Origin of the sequence: Rheinheimera pacifica (assembly GCF_024809855.1) — a bacterium.
Classification (GTDB): domain Bacteria; phylum Pseudomonadota; class Gammaproteobacteria; order Enterobacterales; family Alteromonadaceae; genus Alishewanella; species Alishewanella pacifica_A.
In genome coordinates this window covers 486,220-503,113 of sequence record NZ_JANUEM010000001.1, presented here as the reverse complement: position 1 = coordinate 503,113, position 16,894 = coordinate 486,220, and the positions used below count along the sequence as shown (strand labels likewise).

The following is a 16,894-nucleotide window of genomic DNA, read 5'->3' as shown; positions in this document are numbered from 1 at the left end:
GGGAGAATAAAAATGAAAGCAGTAGGTTATCAGCAGTCACTACCGGCAACCGATCCACAAGCGTTGGTTGATATTGAACTGGCCGATCCGGTGGCCAGTGGTCAGGATATTCTGGTACGGGTGCATGCAATATCGGTTAACCCGGTCGATACTAAAATCAGAAAGCGGGTTCAGCCCGAAGCCGGGCAACACAAAGTACTGGGCTGGGACGCCGCCGGTGAAGTAGTAGCAGTAGGCGAAGATGTCAGCTTGTTTAAAGTGGGTGATAAAGTATTTTATGCCGGTTCATTAACCCGCCCTGGCAGCAACAGTGAACTGCAACTGGTTGATGAACGCCTGGCTGCAGTGATGCCGGATAGTTTAAGTTACGCTGAAGCTGCAGCCTTGCCGTTAACTGCCATTACCGCCTGGGAGTTGTTGTTTGACCGGCTGGAAATTCAGCAGCCAAGTTTAAAGCACCCGCGCCCGGTGTTGCTGGTAACCGGTGCAGCCGGTGGCGTAGGCTCAGTGTTGGTGCAGCTGGCCCGCCAATTAACCACGGCAACCATTATTGCTACAGCATCCAGGCCGGAAACCAAGCAATGGGTTACTGAGCTGGGGGCGCACTATGTGTTGGATCACAGCCAGCCGTTGTTACCGCAGTTAAAAGCTCTTGATTTAAGCTGTGTCAGCCATGTTGCCAGTTTAACCCATACCGACCAGCATTACGCTGAGCTGGTGCAACTGCTGGCGCCACAGGGCAAGCTGGCCCTGATAGATGATCCGGTGGATGGCCTGGATATTATGCCGCTTAAGCAAAAAAGTATTTCGCTGCACTGGGAGTTTATGTTTACCCGCGCCATGTTTGGTACGCCGGATATGAATGCGCAGCATCAGTTGCTAACTGATTTGGCCAGGCTTATTCAGCAAGGCCAGATAAAAACCACGCTAAAGCAAACGATGGGTACTATTAATGCCGGTAATTTGCGTCAGGCTCATTTGCTGCTGGAAAGCGGTACTGCTATTGGTAAAGTGGTACTGGAAGGCTGGAACTAACGGGTTTCGACTATACAACAGCCCCATCAGGACAGCAGCCAAATCTGGCTGCTGTTAAATCCGGCGCTATGCAATCTGCTGATCGTCGTTCATGCCACTATACCAGGCTTTAAATAACACTCTTTCAAGTGCCTGCTGCAAGGCATCATTAATGGGTAAATGTTGTTTACCCAGCTCATAGTCCAGCTCGTTTACCTGCTCTTTGGCCATAATCATCATCGGCGGTGGATCAGACTCCATTGCGATCAGTGTGTCCTGATAGGGTTGTGCCCGGTCAGTTTTAATAACCTTACACACCGACAAAGAGGTTTTACCCTGTTTGTCGCGATAGCCTGAAGCGCCAAACAAGCGGCAAATGCTGGGGCGCTGCTGGTATACACTGCACTGGCCCTGTTTGCCGTCAAATGACAGCTTTTGATAAAAAAAACAGCCCTGAGGCTCTGTTAACTCTTCGAGTTGTGTCAGTGTTTGTTCTGCTTTACCTTGATCAAACAAGTGTAATGCCAGCGGCATCATTTCCAGCACCGTCGCTTCTATCGTCGGTTGCAAACAGCATTCACCACAGCCAGAACGGCAATTTAAGCCGCGCTGTTGCTGATATGCTGAAAATGTTTCCGCTATTTCGCCATACACAGCCTCAACACGACGCGATAATTCACGCAGCCGTTGCATAAAGACTCCGAACGAAATAACTATTAATTTGGGTTTGCCTGTTAAGGAGCAACGAAATGTTGCAGCGCCATTGTACTGAGTTGTTCAATCTGTCAGCAATAGGCGCTGAGAAATATAATTAGGGTTAACCGGATAACGCCAGTAAGGGCATTGGCCTGGCTATGGCATAGCCTTGCACATAATCAATGCCCAATAGTTGAAGGGCGTCGCATACGGCCTGAGTTTCAACATATTCTGCAACCGTTCGCATACCTACGGCTTTAGCTACCTCGTGAATAGATTTTACTATAGCTTTATCGTATTGGTCGTCCAGCAAGTCACGCACGAAGTGACCGTCAATCTTAATAAAATCGGCCGGAAAGTGCTTCAGGTAGCTGTAAGATGAAAAGCCGCTGCCAAAATCATCCAGGGCAAATAAGCAGCCCTGGCCCCGAAAAAACTGAATAAAGCTTAGTGTGTTTTGTAAATTAACAATGGCCACACTTTCAGTGATTTCAAAGCAGATATGCTGATAAGGAATTTGATAGTCAGTAAATAGTTGCTGCACCTGCTCTTTAAAGCCACTGTCAACCAGCGAGCTGCCAGACACATTAATACAGCAAAGCTCCAGTTGTTGCAGATGCTGAGGGTTTTGCTGTAACCAGCGGAAGTAATGGCGGATAACCCAGAGGTCGATTTGCGGCATCAAACCAAAACGTTCGGCAGAGCTCAGGAAGCTACCCGGCCCGATAAGGTTGTCGTCTTCTCCTTGCAGACGTAACAGCACTTCGTAATGCATGCCACTGCCAGGTTGTTTTAATGCCTGAATGGGCTGTTGGTATAGCACAAAGCGGTCTTGTGCTATCGCATCACGCAGTTGTGCAACCCATTGCATTTCTGCCTGATGGCGCTGGGTTTCCAGATCGTTGCTGTCAAATAGTTGAATGCGGTTGCGACCTTTGTCTTTGGCGATACTGCAGGCGGCATCGGCCTGTTTAATCACATCATCGGCAACAATATTGCTGCCGCTGATTTCAGCTATGCCAATACTGGCACTGATGGGGTAAATGCTGTCTTGCCAGATAAAACGGAACTCTTTTACGGCATCCAGCACACGGTAGGCCAGGGCAAAAGCTTCATTAGCATTTTTACCGGTTAACAAAACACCAAATTCGTCGCTGTCTAGCCTGGCCAGCGGGCCGTTGCGGCCAAGGGCACGTTTAAACACTTCGCTCAGTTGTTTCAGTAACGCATCACCTGCACTATGGCTGCAATTGTTGTTGATAAGTTTAAACTGATCAATATCAATATACAGCATGCAGCCAGCGGTAGCGCCGCCTTGCTGGCACAATGCCTGTAGCTGCTGTTCAAAGTAAAAACGGTTGTAAAGTGCGGTAAGGCTGTCGTGGTTAGCCAGATAGGCTAACTGCTCGTGGGCCAGTTTTTGTTCGGTAATATCAATAACAGAGCCATGTACGAAAGCATCGCGATTATGCACTGAGCGCGCCAGCCGTGCCGACATCAAGGCCCAGAACGGGCTGTTATCGGCACGTAAGCCCTGAATTTCAAAGCTTTTGTTGTTGCCAAGCTCCAATTGCTGCACCAGCATTTGCCGCTCGGCCGGGTCGGCATAAAAACGTGCCATACCGCTGTCGCTCACGGCACGTTTCAGTTCATCCAGCGTGTTGTATCCGAGAATATTCAGCAGGGCATTGTTGGCGTTTAACAGTTTGCCATCCAAAGTGGTGGTAAACATACCCTCAACAGCGTTATGAAAAATATCATGGTATTGCTGTAACTGGCTCATGCTTAAGCTGCTTGCGTCACTGTGGCGCGGTATTTTTTGCAAACCAAAGCTGGTTAATGCCAGGCTGAATAACATTAATAATTGCAGCAGGTATAGCCAGTCAAAGCCGGTGTTTAGATAACCCGCCTGGCTTAGCGTCAGTAACAGCGCAGTGCACAATGTAAACACACAAGCCCAGACAAAAGAACGGGCTTGTGGCTGGCCAGCCAGCGTGAAGCGCACCGCCAATATAATATTACTGCCAAGTACCCAGCCCAAAGCCAGAAACAATAACAACAGCCGGTACTGGCCTGAGGCATATAACGGGCTGAATAACAGCAACATAGCGGCAAAGCTGCTGGCGTGGCTCAGCCAGCGCCACAAGGGTGTATATAAATGCTGTAGTGCGTGGTGAATAAATAAGTTCAGGCACAAGAGCGCTGTACCGACACTGATATATAAAATAGCCTGATTAACTTCCGGATGGCCAGGCCACAGCATGGCAAAAGCCATGCCGTTAAGTACGGCAATAACCAGCGCAAAGCTGACAAAAAAAGCACTGTAGTACAGATAGTTTTTCGCTTTTAAGCGGAAAAATTGTACCAGGTTGTAAAATGCCAGCAGCAATAATATGCCTTGTAGCAGGCCATCCAGAATGGCACTTTTTTGGGTGTAAGCAATAAAGCTGTTATAACGCCACAGCAATAAGTCACTGGGTACTAGAGCGGCGTCCTGTACGCGGATAAAAATATCGGCTTGTTCGTGCGCGGCGAGGTTCAGGCTGACAGCATAACTGCGATAGGGCAAGGCACGTTCTGTGTAGGGGTAATCGTTGCCTGAGCGGCTCAGCAGGCGGACATCTTGTGTTTGTCTGTTACGCTGGTAAATTTCAATTTTATCTGCCAACGGAAAGTCATATTCCAGTACTACCTGGCGGGGCAGATGGCTGTTGTTCTGCAGGCGGGCAAACATCCATACTACCTGATGCTCTGTAAATAAAATCTGCTGCGAGGGCGCAAGTAAGCTAAATGCATGCTGTTTTTCCGGATCTGCCAGGATATCGTCCAAACCCAGTTGCAACGGCGTAACCTGAAAATAAACCTGCTGCAGGCGCTGCTGTTCTGGCAGCGGGCTGTGTAGCATGTTAACTTCAGCATGAAATGCATGGGCAGGCAGGGTACACAGCCAGATCAATAGCAATAAGCAGTAAGTGCCTGTTCTCACTGACAGCTTTCTCCGCAGCAGGTTGAAATGTTAATGAAATGAGCGGTGAACAGTAACATATGCTGTGCTATGGTGTCAGCAAAAAACATTGTTTACCGTGGTTTTGATGCGGATCAGCTAAAGGTTAGTTTATCCGGTTTGAGCCAGCCGAAACTTAGGTTATAACTAGATAAGAAAACAACAACATGGGAAATTTTATGAAACTAAACATACTGATGTGTGGGCTTTTGTTGCTGGCAGGATCAGCCAGTGCAGCTGACATCGCTGCCGGTAAGGCCAAAGCTGCAGTGTGCGCAGCTTGTCACGGCGCGAATGGTATTTCGATTATTCCTGATTACCCTAATCTGGCCGGGCAAAAAGTAAAATATCTGGAAAGCTCTATTAAGGCTTACCGTGATGGCGAGCGGAAAAACCCGATTATGTCACCGATGGCTTCAGGTTTAACCGATGCTGATGTGGCGAATATTGCCGCTTATTTTGCCAGCTTACCGGCCGGCGGCTGATTATCTGCTGCCAGATAATCACTGATCTCATCAATAAAGTCAGTTCCATAACGGGCCAGCTTTGTCTGGCCAACGCCTGATATTGCCAGCAGGCTGCGGTTGTCTGTTGGCAATTGCTGGCACATTTCAATTAAGCTGGCATCACTGAATACCACAAAAGGTGGTACATCATCGCGCTGGGCAATATTTTTACGCAGTGCTTTAAGCCTGGCAAATAAAGCCCGGTCGTATTGTTGTTTGCTCAGGCGCTCGGGTTCGCGTTTTACGCTTTGCAGCCTGGGTACAGCCAGTGACAATTCAGTGTCACCACGCAGTACCGGACGGGCGGCTGGTTGCAGTTTTAATACCGAATGAGCGGTAATATCCTGTTGCAATAAACCAAAATGAATGAGCTGACGCAAAATACTCAGCCAGTAATCATGGCTTAATTCTTTACCAATGCCCCAGGTTGACAGTTTGTCGTGGCCCAGCTCCAGCACTTTTTGGCTTTGGCCGCCGCGCAGTACGTCTATAACATGGTGCATACCAAAACTCTGGCCAACCCGGTAAACACAAGACAGTGCTTTTTGCGCCAACTCAGTGCCGTTAAATTGCTGTGGTGGCTGCAAACAAATATCGCAGTTGCCACAGCGGGTTTGCCGGGCTTCGCCGAAGTAGTTCAGCAATACCAGGCGGCGGCAGGTTTGCGCTTCGGCAAAGGCGGCCATAGCTAAAAAGCGCTGCCAGGTTACTTCAGCGCGCTGGGCGTTTTCTTCGGCATCCAACCAGCGCTTCATCCGGCCTATATCGGCCGGGTCAAATAACAGCATGGCTTCGGCGGCTACACCGTCACGCCCGGCGCGGCCGGTTTCCTGATAATAAGCTTCAATGGTGCGTGGCAGCTCAAAGTGCACCACATAACGGATATTCGATTTATTTACCCCCATGCCAAAGGCGACAGTGGCAATAATCAACTGATAATCGTCGCGCTTAAAGGCATCCTGCACTTTATTGCGCTCGTCGCTGCTAAGGCCGGCATGGTAAGCGGCAGCGTTAAAGCCACGCTGTTTTAGTTGTTCGGTCAGTTCATCTACTTTGCGCCTTGAGCCGCAATATACTATGCCGCTGGCGCCATCCTGCTGTTGCAGGTAACCGACCAGTTGTTCCACCGGGCGGAATTTCTCCTGTACGGTGTAACGGATATTCGGCCGGTCAAAGCTACCCAGATGCACCAGGGGTTGCTGCAGGTTCAGCTGTTGCAAAATATCCTGGCGTGTGGCGCCGTCTGCTGTAGCGGTTAAGGCCATTACCGGTACCGCCGGGAACCGCTGTTTTAGCAGGGCTAGTGCCATATAGTCTGGCCGGAAATCGTGGCCCCACTGTGAAATACAGTGCGCTTCATCAATGGCAAACAGGCTGACGCCCAAATCTTGCAGGCGGTCGAGAAATTGCGGTTGTAACAGGCGCTCGGGCGCTACATATAGCAGCTTGAGTTCACCCCGGCGTAGCCGGGCAAATATTTGTAGTATTTCTTCACGGCTTTGGCTGCTGTTAATAAACTCAGCGGCAATACCGTTAGTCTGCAGAGCATCAACCTGATCTTTCATCAGTGACATCAGCGGGGATACCACTAAGGTGATTTGTGGCAGCAATAATGCCGGTAATTGATAGCACAGCGATTTACCGCCGCCGGTTGGCATCAGCACAAAGCTGTCCTGCCCCTGTAAGGCTGCCTGGATCACATCCAGTTGGCCGTCACGGAATTCGCTGTAACCAAAGGCTTGTTTTAACAGGGGTAGCAGAACGTCTATCACTTAATACCATCGGGCAACTGAAATAAGCCGCCATTCTAATGGCAAATGCGATGCTCAGAAACAGTAAATTGAACTTATCTGCGCCAGAGCATTAGCCAACTGGCTCATTTTTGTCGTTAAGTGAGCTGCTGGACGGGCTTATTTCGGCGTATAATGGCGCCTCATCTACCGGAGCCTGCCTGCATGTCGTTAAGTCGCGAACAAAAACTTGGGGGCATCTTCGCCGCCAGTGCTTATAGTTTATGGGGTGTAGCCCCGCTGTACTTCAAACAAATTGATTTTATTCCGGCAACAGAGATTCTGCTGCACCGTATTGTCTGGTCTTTTGTGCTGCTATCGTTAATCGTGCTGGCGCTACGTCAGGGCGACAAAGTGCTGGCTATTTTACGCCAGCCTAAAATACTTGGCTGGTTGCTGGTGTCGGCTTTATTACTTGGCGGCAACTGGGGGTTGTTTATCTGGGCGGTGAACAATCATCATATGCTGGATGCCAGCCTGGGGTATTACATTAACCCGCTGCTTAACGTGCTGTTGGGTATGCTGTTTTTAGGCGAGCGGCTGCGTAAAATGCAGTGGACGGCAGTGGCGCTAGCCACCAGCGGTGTGCTGATCCAACTGATCACTTTTGGTTCACTACCATGGATAGCGCTGACACTGGCCGGCTCCTTTGCTATTTACGGTTTGATGCGTAAAAAACTGGCGGTAGACGCGATTACCGGTTTGTTCTATGAATCTTTGTTATTACTACCGTTGGCATTATGGTACTGGTGGCAGTTTGCTGACAGCAGCGCGGCAAATTTGTTAGCCAACAGCTGGCAGCTAAATGGTTATTTGATGGCGGCCGGCCTGGTAACCACGGTACCGCTGTTATGTTTTATCGCTGCAGCCCGGCGTTTACAGTTATCCACCATGGGGTTTTTCCAGTACATAGGGCCAAGCTTTATGTTTGTATTTGGTGTCTGGCTGTATCATGAGCCTTTTGCGGCAGACCGTTTTGTTACTTTTGGCTTAATTTGGTTGGCGTTATTGTTATATACCGCTGATGCGTGGCAATTTAACCGCCAGCGCCGGCTGCGGGCAAAACTAAAATAACGTAAGCTGTATACCCAATGAATTTCAAGCTGCACGTAGGCGGCAAGTGAATGAATCCCCATGAGTATAGTAATACTATGTGATTGGGGTGAGTGAGCGCAGCCAACAACCGTGCATCTTGAAAGACGAAGGGTATAAACAGCTGAAATAAGGGGTCTTTGATGGCTGGTAGCATTGATGTCATTGCCGTTGTCTGGTTTTTTTGTCTGTGGGTCGGCTATACGTTATTTGCCAAACGCCGCGCGAAAGTGGTGTCTTGTCTGTCGTTTGAGCTACGGCGAAAGCGCAATGACTGGATGCAAAAGATGTTGCTGCGTGATAACAAAATGGCCGATGTCGGGCTTATTTCCACGCTGGAGCGTAATGTCACCTTTTTTGCTTCCAGTACCCTGTTGATACTGGCAGGTTTGCTTACGGCGATGGCGTCAGCAGAAAAACTCAGCCTGATGTTGTCTAATCTGGTGCCCTGGGCCAGCTACAGCGAAAGCTCGGTACAACTGAAGCTATTGCTGCTGGCATTTATTTTTGTGTTTGCTTTTTTTCAGTTCACCTGGTCATTACGCCAGTATGGTTTTTGTGGTGTGTTAATTGGTGCTGCGCCTGATGGCCGTGATATGACTGCTGACGACCAAAAACTCTATGCCAACCGTGCTGCCAAAGTTATCGATCAGGCTGGCCATTCGTTTAACTACGGTTTGCGTTCGATCTATTTTTCATTATCGGCGCTAACCTGGTTTATCGACCCGATACTGTTTATGGTGGCATCCGTTGTCGTGATGATGGTAATGAAGCACCGTGAGTTTCATTCTAAGGTGCTTAAAGCTTTGCAGGAATGCTAAAAAATGCCCGGCTTGCAGTGCAAGCTCGGGCATTTTGACATACTGGCGGGTTTAACGGCTTAGTTCTGGCGGATTTCAAAAGCGCGCACTACGCGCGATACGCCATCAACATGGCGGGCTATATCTACTGCTTTGGCAGCTTCTTGCTCGGTAACCAAACCCATTAAAAACACTTCGGCGTTTTCTGTTATCACTTTGATATTCAAGCCGCTTACCTGTTCATCTGCCAGCAATTGGGTTTTTACTTTGGTGGAGATCCAGCTATCGCGGGTGCGGGTAGTCATGGCGGTGTTGTTACCCAGGCGGATCTGGTTTTGTACATCACGCACGCCATCAATTTTGCCAACCAGCGCCTGTGCCTGCTGGCGAATGGCTTCACTGCGGGTTTGGCCGGTAAGCAGTAATACACCGTTATAACTGGTTACGTTAATATTACTGCCTTCAGCTGTGCTGGCGTCATCAGATAAAGCGCGTGTCGCTTTTAACACAACATTTTTGTCGTCAATTTGCGCACCCAGGGTGCGTCTGTCATTGGCTGATGTTACCGCTGTGGCGCCACCGGCAACTACTGCTGCGGCACAGCCCTGTAATAACGCCAGTAAGGTACAGGCACAGACTAACTTTAGCGTATTCATAAATCTCCTTGTTGTGGGAACAACGTCATATCTATCAGTTCGCACAGACTGTGCAGTAAAAAGGTATAGCATTCAAAAATGCGTGCGGGCCGGTGTACCGGTACTTTTAGCTCAACATCTTGTTGGTTTAGTAAACCCGACAGCTCGCCACTGGTATCTACTGTCAGGGCTATAACTTTCATGTCGTTGGTTAATGCTGCTTCGACGGCTTTTATCAAACTTGGTTCGGCACCGGTAAGCGAAATAACCAGCAAGACATCGTTACTTTGCCCCAGTGCTTTAATTTGCCGGGCCAGATAATCCTGCTGATGGCAGTGCTGCAAGCTGTGATTATGTGGTAGTAATGCCAGTGCTGGCAGCGTGGGGCGCTCAGTTTCAAACTGGTCCAGCAGTAGCTGGGCAAAGTGGTTTGCCAACGCACTGGTGGCGCCTTCGCCACAACAAATAACTTTGCCGCCGCTAATCAGGTTATTAACAATAACACAGGCGGCATTTTCCAGCGGGCCAGCCAGGCTTTCGCCGGTGGCTATCATGGTTTGAATATTTTCGCTGAACAACTGGCGAATATGCTCTTGCATCAGGGTATCCTGCTTGTTGTACTACTGCGTAATCGCATTTTTTATCCATTGATACTGATATGGCGGCTGGCCTTCAATAGCCAGCACATCAAGCCTGCATGCGGTATCGCTTAATTTGTGTTGTTGTAAATACCAGCGGCTGGTGCGCAGCAGTTTCTGCTGTTTGGCTACAGTAACTGCCGCAATGGCACCGCCAAAAGCACTACTGGCGCGGTATTTTACTTCAACAAATACCAGCGTGCTGCTGTCGCGCATGACTAAATCTATTTCACCGGCTTTGCACTGGTAATTTTGTTGTACCAGCTGTAATCCCTGGTGTTGCAGATATGCCAGAGCAAGTTGTTCGTACATCTGGCCCAGTTTATTCATAAGCTAATCAGGGTTCCTGCACCGGCGCTAACCGGCTGTTGCGGTAACTTGCCCAGCTTAACTGGCGTACTATACTGCCATCAGCGCTAAGCCGTAATTGTCCGGTAAGGCCGGGAAACACCGCCGATGGTAATTGTTGTTGCTGGCGCAGGCTACCCACCAGTTTATAGGCGTCATATCCCATAGCAAACAAACGTTGTAGCGTTTCATCCTGCTCTTTAAACAGTTGCTGGTATTGTTGGCGCAGCTCAACAGAGCTTTGTTCGCCCAGCATCCAGGGCATTTCGGTAAAGGTCAGGCCGTTTAAATCACGTAAATCTGTGCTGCTAAGGCTGGTGCTGTGGCTGCGTGAGCTGGCGTAAATAGGCAGCCGCGGTGCTGTCGGGCTGACAGACACATCAACAAAGGGCTTAAACAGCTGGGTTTGCACCGGATCGGCAATCAGGTAAATGGCGTCGATATCTAACCGGCTGTGTGGCTCGGTTTCCAGTTTTTGCGGCACCAGGCTGTTAATTTGCTTTAGGCGTTCGCGGCTGCGATCTGTTTCCAGTAAACGGGCTATAAGGGCTTCCAGATCTTCCTTACTATTAAACTGGTAGTTTTCTGCCGGTTGGTGGCCCAGTTGCTGCCACTGGCGGCTAAAGTGCTGCTGCATCCGCACTGCGATGTTGTTAGCAGCGCTGATCACCACCGGGCGGCGGTAGCTTTTTTGCTGAAACAGTTCAGCTACCTGAGTCGCCTCATCTTCCATACTAAGCGCAAAGTAAAATTTATCTTTGGCGTTAGTTTTAGTTGAGTCTTGCGTATTTAAAAACAGCGTTGGCCAGGGCCAGTCGGCCTCGTTACTAATGGCGTCAACCTGGTCTTTTAACAAAGGCCCGATAACAAACTCGGCCTGCAGGGCACTGATTTGCTCACGCAGGGCACTGGCTGATTGCTGGCTGTCGATAAACACTAACTCAGCCTCATTGGCTCTGGCTGCTGCCAGAATGCCGTACTGAATAGCCTGAGCATGCTGGCGGAACTGGCCTTGCAGCGGCAATAACACGGCAATTTTAGCCGGTTGAAATGGTTGTAAGCTAAACAGCTGCTGCACAGCTTCAGGGAGCTGCTGTAACCGCGGCATGCTGCTGTAGCGCCGCTGCCAGTCAGCAAAAGCTTGCTGCAGTGCCTGCGGGTTACCAATATGGCGCCGGCTTAGCTGTGCCAGATTAATCCAGGCCAGTGTATTTTGCCGGGCGTTTACCCGCAGGCTTTCTAACTGGCTGTCGCTTAGGGCGCTGAGGTTACGCCAGAGTAAATCATTATACTGTGGGTAGTTGTTGCTGATATCACTGTATTGCTCCAGTTGCAGCAAGCTGCGGCTGGCAGCCAGGTAGCGGCGTTGCTCACTGTGGTAGCCTGCGCTGAGCCAGAGAAACTCTGCCTGATCAGCACGGGCTACGTCTTTTATGTCTGCTTTTTCCAGCAGGTTGCTCAGGTTTGCATGCTGCCCGGTAGCAATATAAGCCTGTAACAGTGGCAGCAGGTTTTGCTGACGGATCTGCACAAACGGGCTTTGTTTCAGGTTTTCACAAATGGCCAGTGCCAGCAGGTAATCCTGTTCAATCAGTGCCTGACGCGCTGCTTTAAGTAAATGATAATGTTGTGGCTCGGCCTGATAATTTGCTGCCAACTGATAGAGCTGGCGGGCCGCAACACCGGTTTTTACCTCGTCTTTGGCAGCCGCTTCACTGCGCAGAGGGGTGTCTGTCTGGCGTTGTTGCGGGCCTTGCGCGCAACTGCTTAACACGCCTGCGGCGCAGAGAAATAACAAAGGCTTTAATTTGCTGGAAGTCACAATGCACAGTACCATAGCGAAACAATGGTCTTATCTTACTGAGACTGCCGGTTAAGCTCAATTAAATAGCGTACATTAATCATAAAATGGCAAAAGATAACGGTTTTTTATATGTAGTGGCGACCCCGATAGGCAATCTGGACGACATCAGCCAGCGCGCTATTGACACCTTAAAGCAGGCAGCCTGGATAGCTGCTGAAGACACTCGCCACACCGGGCGCTTATTATCGCACCTTGGCATAAGTGCCAAAACCATAGCACTGCATGATCACAACGAAAAACAGCGCGCTGCCAGTATTATCCAAAAATGTCTGGCCGGTGAGCATGTGGCGTTGGTGTCTGACGCCGGTACGCCGCTGATAAGCGACCCCGGCTACAGTTTAGTGCGCCAGTGCCGCGAAGCGGGTGTACGGGTGATCCCCATTCCCGGCCCCTGTGCATTAATTACCGCTTTATGTGCCGCAGGCTTGCCGACCGACAAATTTCATTTTATCGGCTTTTTACTACCCAAAAGCCAGCAGCGGCAAAACCAGCTGGCAGAGATTCCGGCCGGTGTCGGTACTATTATTTGCTACGACACCGCGCGGCGGATAAAAGATACGCTGCAGGATGTGGTACAGGTGTTTGGCCCTGAGCGCGAACTGGTGCTGGCCAAGGAACTGACCAAAACCTTTGAGCATCTGGAATATGGCACCGCTGCCCAAATTGCCACCTGGCTTGAGGCCGATCCACAACGTTGCCAGGGCGAAATGGTATTAATGATAGCGCCAACACCCAAAGCTGAAAGTGAAGTAAGCGAAGCCGAGCTTGGCACCCTCAAACTATTGCTAACCGAGTTACCACTAAAAAAGGCTGCGGCATTAACGGCACAAATTCATGGTGGCAAGAAAAACGCTTTATATAAAGTGGCACTGCAATTGTCTGGTGAAACCGAATAAAACCGGTATAATCGCCGCCGTGAGTTGGCCAAGACAATCGCTGCCTGCGCAAGCAGGGGGAGGAAAGTCCGGGCTCCACAGGGCAGGGTGCCAGGTAACGCCTGGGGGGCGTGAGCCTACGACCAGTGCAACAGAGAGCAAACCGCCGATGGCCCACGCAAGTGGGATCAGGTAAGGGTGAAAGGGTGCGGTAAGAGCGCACCGCGCGGCTGGTAACAGTTCGTGGCACGGTAAACTCCACCCGGAGCAAGATCAAATAGGCCCCCTTTGGCGCGGCCCGCGTTGGGGGCGGGTAGATTGCTTGAGGCTTAAGGTGACTTAAGTCCTAGAGGAATGATTGTCACTCTGGCAACAGAGCACAGAACCCGGCTTAACGGCCGGCTCACATCAAACACCATAAAACCGCAGCTGTAACAGGCTGCGGTTTTTGTTTTTATAGGGTACCGGCAGAAAAAAGCCCGCATAAAGCGGGCTGAAAAATCACCAGGAACAGGTGGTTTAAAAATCGAAACCGACAGATAACTGCAGGCGACGAGGGTTGTAGAAACTACGGGCTTCACCAAAAGTGTTATTGGTTACCACAGGGTCAAAGTTATAGCCTGTCTGACGATCAAATACGTTAAACAGGTCAGCCCTGAAGCGCAGCACATATTTATCTGCCAGCGTAAAGTTTTGTGTATAGCTTAAATCCAGTTGCCAGTGGCTTGGGCCGCGGCGGCTACCTGCTGGCTCTGCATAACGGCTGCTGCTAGCAGTGTAGCCGTATACATTACCGTCCCATGCTTCCCATGCTGCGCCAGACTGATAAAGAAAGTAAGCGCCTACGTTGGCTTCCCAGTCAGTAGTGTAATAACCAAATACTTTAAATAAGTGCGGTTTATCTGCTGCCAGGGTGCCGTAGCGGTTATCCCACGAATAACGGCCAGGGCCGTCGCCATATAGCGAAGAACCTAAAAAGGTATTCGCATCATTACTGGTAGTGGTATTGTCCTGATCGAAGTTACCGTAGAAGTGGCTCCAGACATAAGAGGCATTAAAGTAAGTGCGGTCACCGAAGTATTCAGCCTCTAAGCTGACTTCCCAGTATTTAGTCTGGCCGTCATCGACTTCAGCTATAACATAAGTCGTAGGTGAAGCGGTGCCGATACCATCCATCCGCTCAGCCAGATCGGGAATATATAGTCCTTTTTCGGCAATATGCGCCGGTACGCCGGGCATTTGGCTACTTGCCGGATAAGCGGCAATACGACCATTATTTGGCATGTCTTCCCAGAAATGTGAGCCATAGCGGTAACGGGTATGGCCGCGTAACTGTAAGCGGTCAGTAATGGCTTTGGTGGTACCCAGAGTAATTTCATCAATACGGTGTGGTTTCATATTATCGGCAAATAACTTGCCGGATGAACCACTGGCCGTACCGGATGCGAGGAAGTTACCATCAGCATCAAAGTAACTTCTCAGTGACGCCTGGGTATTACGATCCCATGATGCCGCACGCGCTAAAGAGCTGGCTTCCGGGTTATAGCTGGCATAGTTGGCGAAAACCGTATCATCACCATCGTAACGCCAGGTAACGCCTAGCCGGGGCTGAATCATATCTTTCCAGTCAAAAGAGTACATTTTGTACTTTTCGCCGCGTGCCAGTTCAAAGCCCGAGCCATTAGCAGAATTCGGGCTTAAACCCTGGCCATACAAGGTATCTTTACTGATCAGCACACCAATATTGTAGATAAAGTCGCCATGTTCAATGGTGTCGTTAATCTCCAGGTTCAGTGATTTAATAGACGAGTATATCGGCGATACTGTTTGGCCTTGCTCATTTAAGAAGCTCATTTGCTCGGTGCTGGCAACATAATACACATCAGCACTGTTGATACCGGTAACGGTACTATCTAAAGCTAAATCAGCTCTGCCGCCGTTAAAGGTAATACCGCCCCAGCCATTTGACAGTCGGCTTAGTTCTTCTTCACTTTCGTTGTATTTCAGACCGATATGAATACTATGCACCACATTTTGACCAATAACTTCATGGTCAAGGGCAAGCTCTATACTGTCACGGAAAAAGTTCTGGTTATTAAACTGCGAATAGGCACCTATGCCCCCGCCGCCTTTTCTGACACCATCTTCAACGTAACCATAGCGATCAATTAATACTTGTGCACGAGGGTTAAAAATAGCTGCCTGAGCGTTATCTGCAGCCAGTAGTGAGGGGACACTGATGTAGCCCATTTGCTCCAGATTGTTAATATCCAATGAGCCACCTACTTCAGGTACCACGCTCAATAGAACATCGGGCCGGCTGGCAGTTTTTAGTTCAAACTTACTGGCCTGAAAGCTAAGAGTTGTGTAGTCTCCTAGTATGTAGGTGCCGTCAAGAGTAAATATCTTTTGAGTCGCAGTGCCGCCAACCGACACCGAATCCGCTTCAAACTGGCCTATACTGTCGCCGACTTCTTCTTTGTCAGAATCGCGGTAGCTTACGTTTAACAGCAGGTCATCCGTAGCTGCCCAGGTTAACTTACCAAAGTATTCATCACGCTCGCTTTTATAAGGTTTAACATCACCGTAAGCGGTAACCCTGCTGCTACCTTCTTCTTCCGGCCGGTAATATGAGCCATAGAAAAACAGTTGGTCTTCAATTAATGGCCCGCTAAGGCTGGTGGTCAGCCAGGTTTTATCTCTGTCTTCAATAACACCATCTTGCGGTGTGGCCGAGAAGTTTTTATTCTGAATTTTATAGTCGATATTACCTTTGAACTCATTGGTACCTGATTTAGATTTACTGTTAATCGCAAAACCACCCGAGCGATTAAAACCGATGGCTTTGGCACCACCACGTTCAATTGATACCATTTCGATATCGTGGGTAGAAGGCTCAGACGCCAGGTTACCAAATAGCGGCATAGATACATCTACGCCGTCAAAACCATACTTGTTATGTGCACCTGAACCACCTGCTGCCGGGCCAAGGGTCTGCGCTTCAGAATACTGCACACCAGGTACGATTTTCAGCATATCGCGGTAATCCTGGCCAATGGGTAGTGAGCTAACGACTTCTGCACCCAGTGAAGTACCCAACGCAGCATTGGTCGATTGTGCCATCAGCGGCGAGCCTACAATCTGAATGGTTTCTATACCTGCAGTACGCGGCTCCAGATCGACGTTAACATTAGCGGTCTGGTCCAACAGTACGTCTACTTCCATGGTTCTGACAGAACCGTCGGCTGCGGTAATGGTTAGCGTGTAACGGCCGGGGATCAGCAGTGGCAGGTTAAAGCTGCCATCTTCACGGGTTTGTACAGTACGCGGGCGGGGCAGTACCGGGCTGGATGCCACAACGGTAACGCCTTCAACTGAAGTGCCTGTTTGCTCAGTCGTTACTTTACCTCTGATACCGCCTGCTTGCTGAGCTAAGGCCGGAGCACAAGCTAACATGCCAGCAAGTACAAACGCCGATACGGTTTTCGGTGAGCTAAAAGCGCGCTGCGTTGCGCAGGCTAAGCGGCTTTTAGCCAGGGTATGCTGTGTTGACTTCATCACTTTCTCTCCTGGATTTACAGTTGTGTCTTATTTTTTATCGCTATCCGTTTGTCGGGTTCTGATCGCCCGTT

13 protein-coding genes and 1 other RNA gene are annotated in these 16,894 nt (G+C 49.7%); 6 read left to right on the top strand and 8 right to left on the bottom strand.

Annotated features, from left to right (window positions below; all coding sequences use genetic code 11):
- The first annotated feature begins 12 nt into the window (after window positions 1-12).
- On the top strand, window positions 13-1,035 hold the full coding sequence (locus tag M2404_RS02325; RefSeq protein ID WP_259238044.1) for a zinc-binding alcohol dehydrogenase family protein: 1,023 nt from the start codon (window positions 13-15) through the stop codon (window positions 1,033-1,035).
- 66 nt (window positions 1,036-1,101) lie between these two features.
- Here M2404_RS02325 and M2404_RS02320 read toward each other — a convergent pair whose 3' ends face one another.
- Together M2404_RS02320 and M2404_RS02315 are read right to left on the bottom strand one after the other, a co-directional pair.
- The gene (locus M2404_RS02320) at window positions 1,102-1,707 is read right to left on the bottom strand and encodes a YkgJ family cysteine cluster protein (RefSeq protein ID WP_259238043.1); all 606 of its coding nucleotides are present in this window, start codon (window positions 1,705-1,707) and stop codon (window positions 1,102-1,104) included.
- A gap of 124 nt (window positions 1,708-1,831) precedes the next feature.
- Window positions 1,832-4,696 carry an EAL domain-containing protein gene (locus M2404_RS02315; protein WP_259238041.1) on the bottom strand — a complete coding sequence of 955 codons (2,865 nt, stop codon included), beginning with the start codon at window positions 4,694-4,696 and terminating at the stop codon, window positions 1,832-1,834.
- A gap of 197 nt (window positions 4,697-4,893) precedes the next feature.
- Here M2404_RS02315 and M2404_RS02310 point away from each other — a divergent pair, with 197 nt between their 5' ends.
- Entirely contained in the window at window positions 4,894-5,199 is a 306-nt protein-coding gene (locus M2404_RS02310; RefSeq protein ID WP_259238040.1) for a c-type cytochrome, read from the top strand.
- On the opposite strand, the gene recQ is transcribed toward M2404_RS02310, so the two are convergent.
- The gene (gene recQ / locus M2404_RS02305; protein WP_259238038.1) at window positions 5,169-6,992 is read right to left on the bottom strand and encodes a DNA helicase RecQ; all 1,824 of its coding nucleotides are present in this window, start codon (window positions 6,990-6,992) and stop codon (window positions 5,169-5,171) included. The two genes, M2404_RS02310 and recQ, sit on opposite strands and share 31 nt — an antisense overlap.
- A 183-nt stretch (window positions 6,993-7,175) precedes the next feature.
- Between recQ and rarD the strand changes: the two genes are divergently transcribed.
- Complete coding sequence (gene rarD / locus M2404_RS02300) at window positions 7,176-8,084, top strand: EamA family transporter RarD (protein WP_259238037.1); 909 nt, start codon at window positions 7,176-7,178, stop codon at window positions 8,082-8,084.
- Window positions 8,085-8,245: 161 nt separating this feature from the next.
- Entirely contained in the window at window positions 8,246-8,923 is a 678-nt protein-coding gene (locus M2404_RS02295) for a DUF599 domain-containing protein (protein ID WP_259238034.1), read from the top strand.
- A gap of 59 nt (window positions 8,924-8,982) precedes the next feature.
- Here M2404_RS02295 and dolP read toward each other — a convergent pair whose 3' ends face one another.
- The 4 genes from dolP to M2404_RS02275 are packed head-to-tail and all read right to left on the bottom strand — an operon-like array spanning window position 8,983 to window position 12,321.
- Window positions 8,983-9,558 carry a division/outer membrane stress-associated lipid-binding lipoprotein gene (gene dolP / locus M2404_RS02290; RefSeq protein WP_259238032.1) on the bottom strand — a complete coding sequence of 192 codons (576 nt, stop codon included), beginning with the start codon at window positions 9,556-9,558 and terminating at the stop codon, window positions 8,983-8,985.
- Window positions 9,555-10,136, bottom strand: a complete 582-nt coding sequence (locus M2404_RS02285) for an SIS domain-containing protein (RefSeq protein ID WP_092795828.1) — start codon at window positions 10,134-10,136, stop codon at window positions 9,555-9,557. The genes dolP and M2404_RS02285 overlap by 4 nt, the downstream gene beginning before the upstream one ends.
- A 21-nt stretch (window positions 10,137-10,157) precedes the next feature.
- Window positions 10,158-10,505 (bottom strand): YraN family protein, encoded by a 348-nt coding sequence (locus M2404_RS02280; RefSeq protein WP_259238030.1) that lies wholly within the window; start codon window positions 10,503-10,505, stop codon window positions 10,158-10,160.
- 7 nt (window positions 10,506-10,512) lie between these two features.
- Window positions 10,513-12,321: a penicillin-binding protein activator gene (locus tag M2404_RS02275; RefSeq protein ID WP_259238028.1), complete on the bottom strand. Its 1,809-nt coding sequence runs from the start codon at window positions 12,319-12,321 to the stop codon at window positions 10,513-10,515.
- A 110-nt stretch (window positions 12,322-12,431) separates the two neighbouring features.
- On the opposite strand from M2404_RS02275, the gene rsmI reads away from it, so the two are divergent.
- Both rsmI and rnpB read left to right on the top strand, forming a co-directional pair.
- Window positions 12,432-13,283: a 16S rRNA (cytidine(1402)-2'-O)-methyltransferase gene (gene rsmI, locus M2404_RS02270; protein ID WP_259238026.1), complete on the top strand. Its 852-nt coding sequence runs from the start codon at window positions 12,432-12,434 to the stop codon at window positions 13,281-13,283.
- Window positions 13,284-13,303: 20 nt separating this feature from the next.
- Window positions 13,304-13,672: RNase P RNA component class A (gene rnpB / locus M2404_RS02265), an RNA gene on the top strand.
- Between the two features lie 109 nt (window positions 13,673-13,781).
- Here the strand turns inward: rnpB and M2404_RS02260 are convergent.
- Window positions 13,782-16,820 carry a TonB-dependent receptor gene (locus M2404_RS02260; RefSeq protein WP_259238221.1) on the bottom strand — a complete coding sequence of 1,013 codons (3,039 nt, stop codon included), beginning with the start codon at window positions 16,818-16,820 and terminating at the stop codon, window positions 13,782-13,784.
- Window positions 16,821-16,894: the final 74 nt, after the last annotated feature.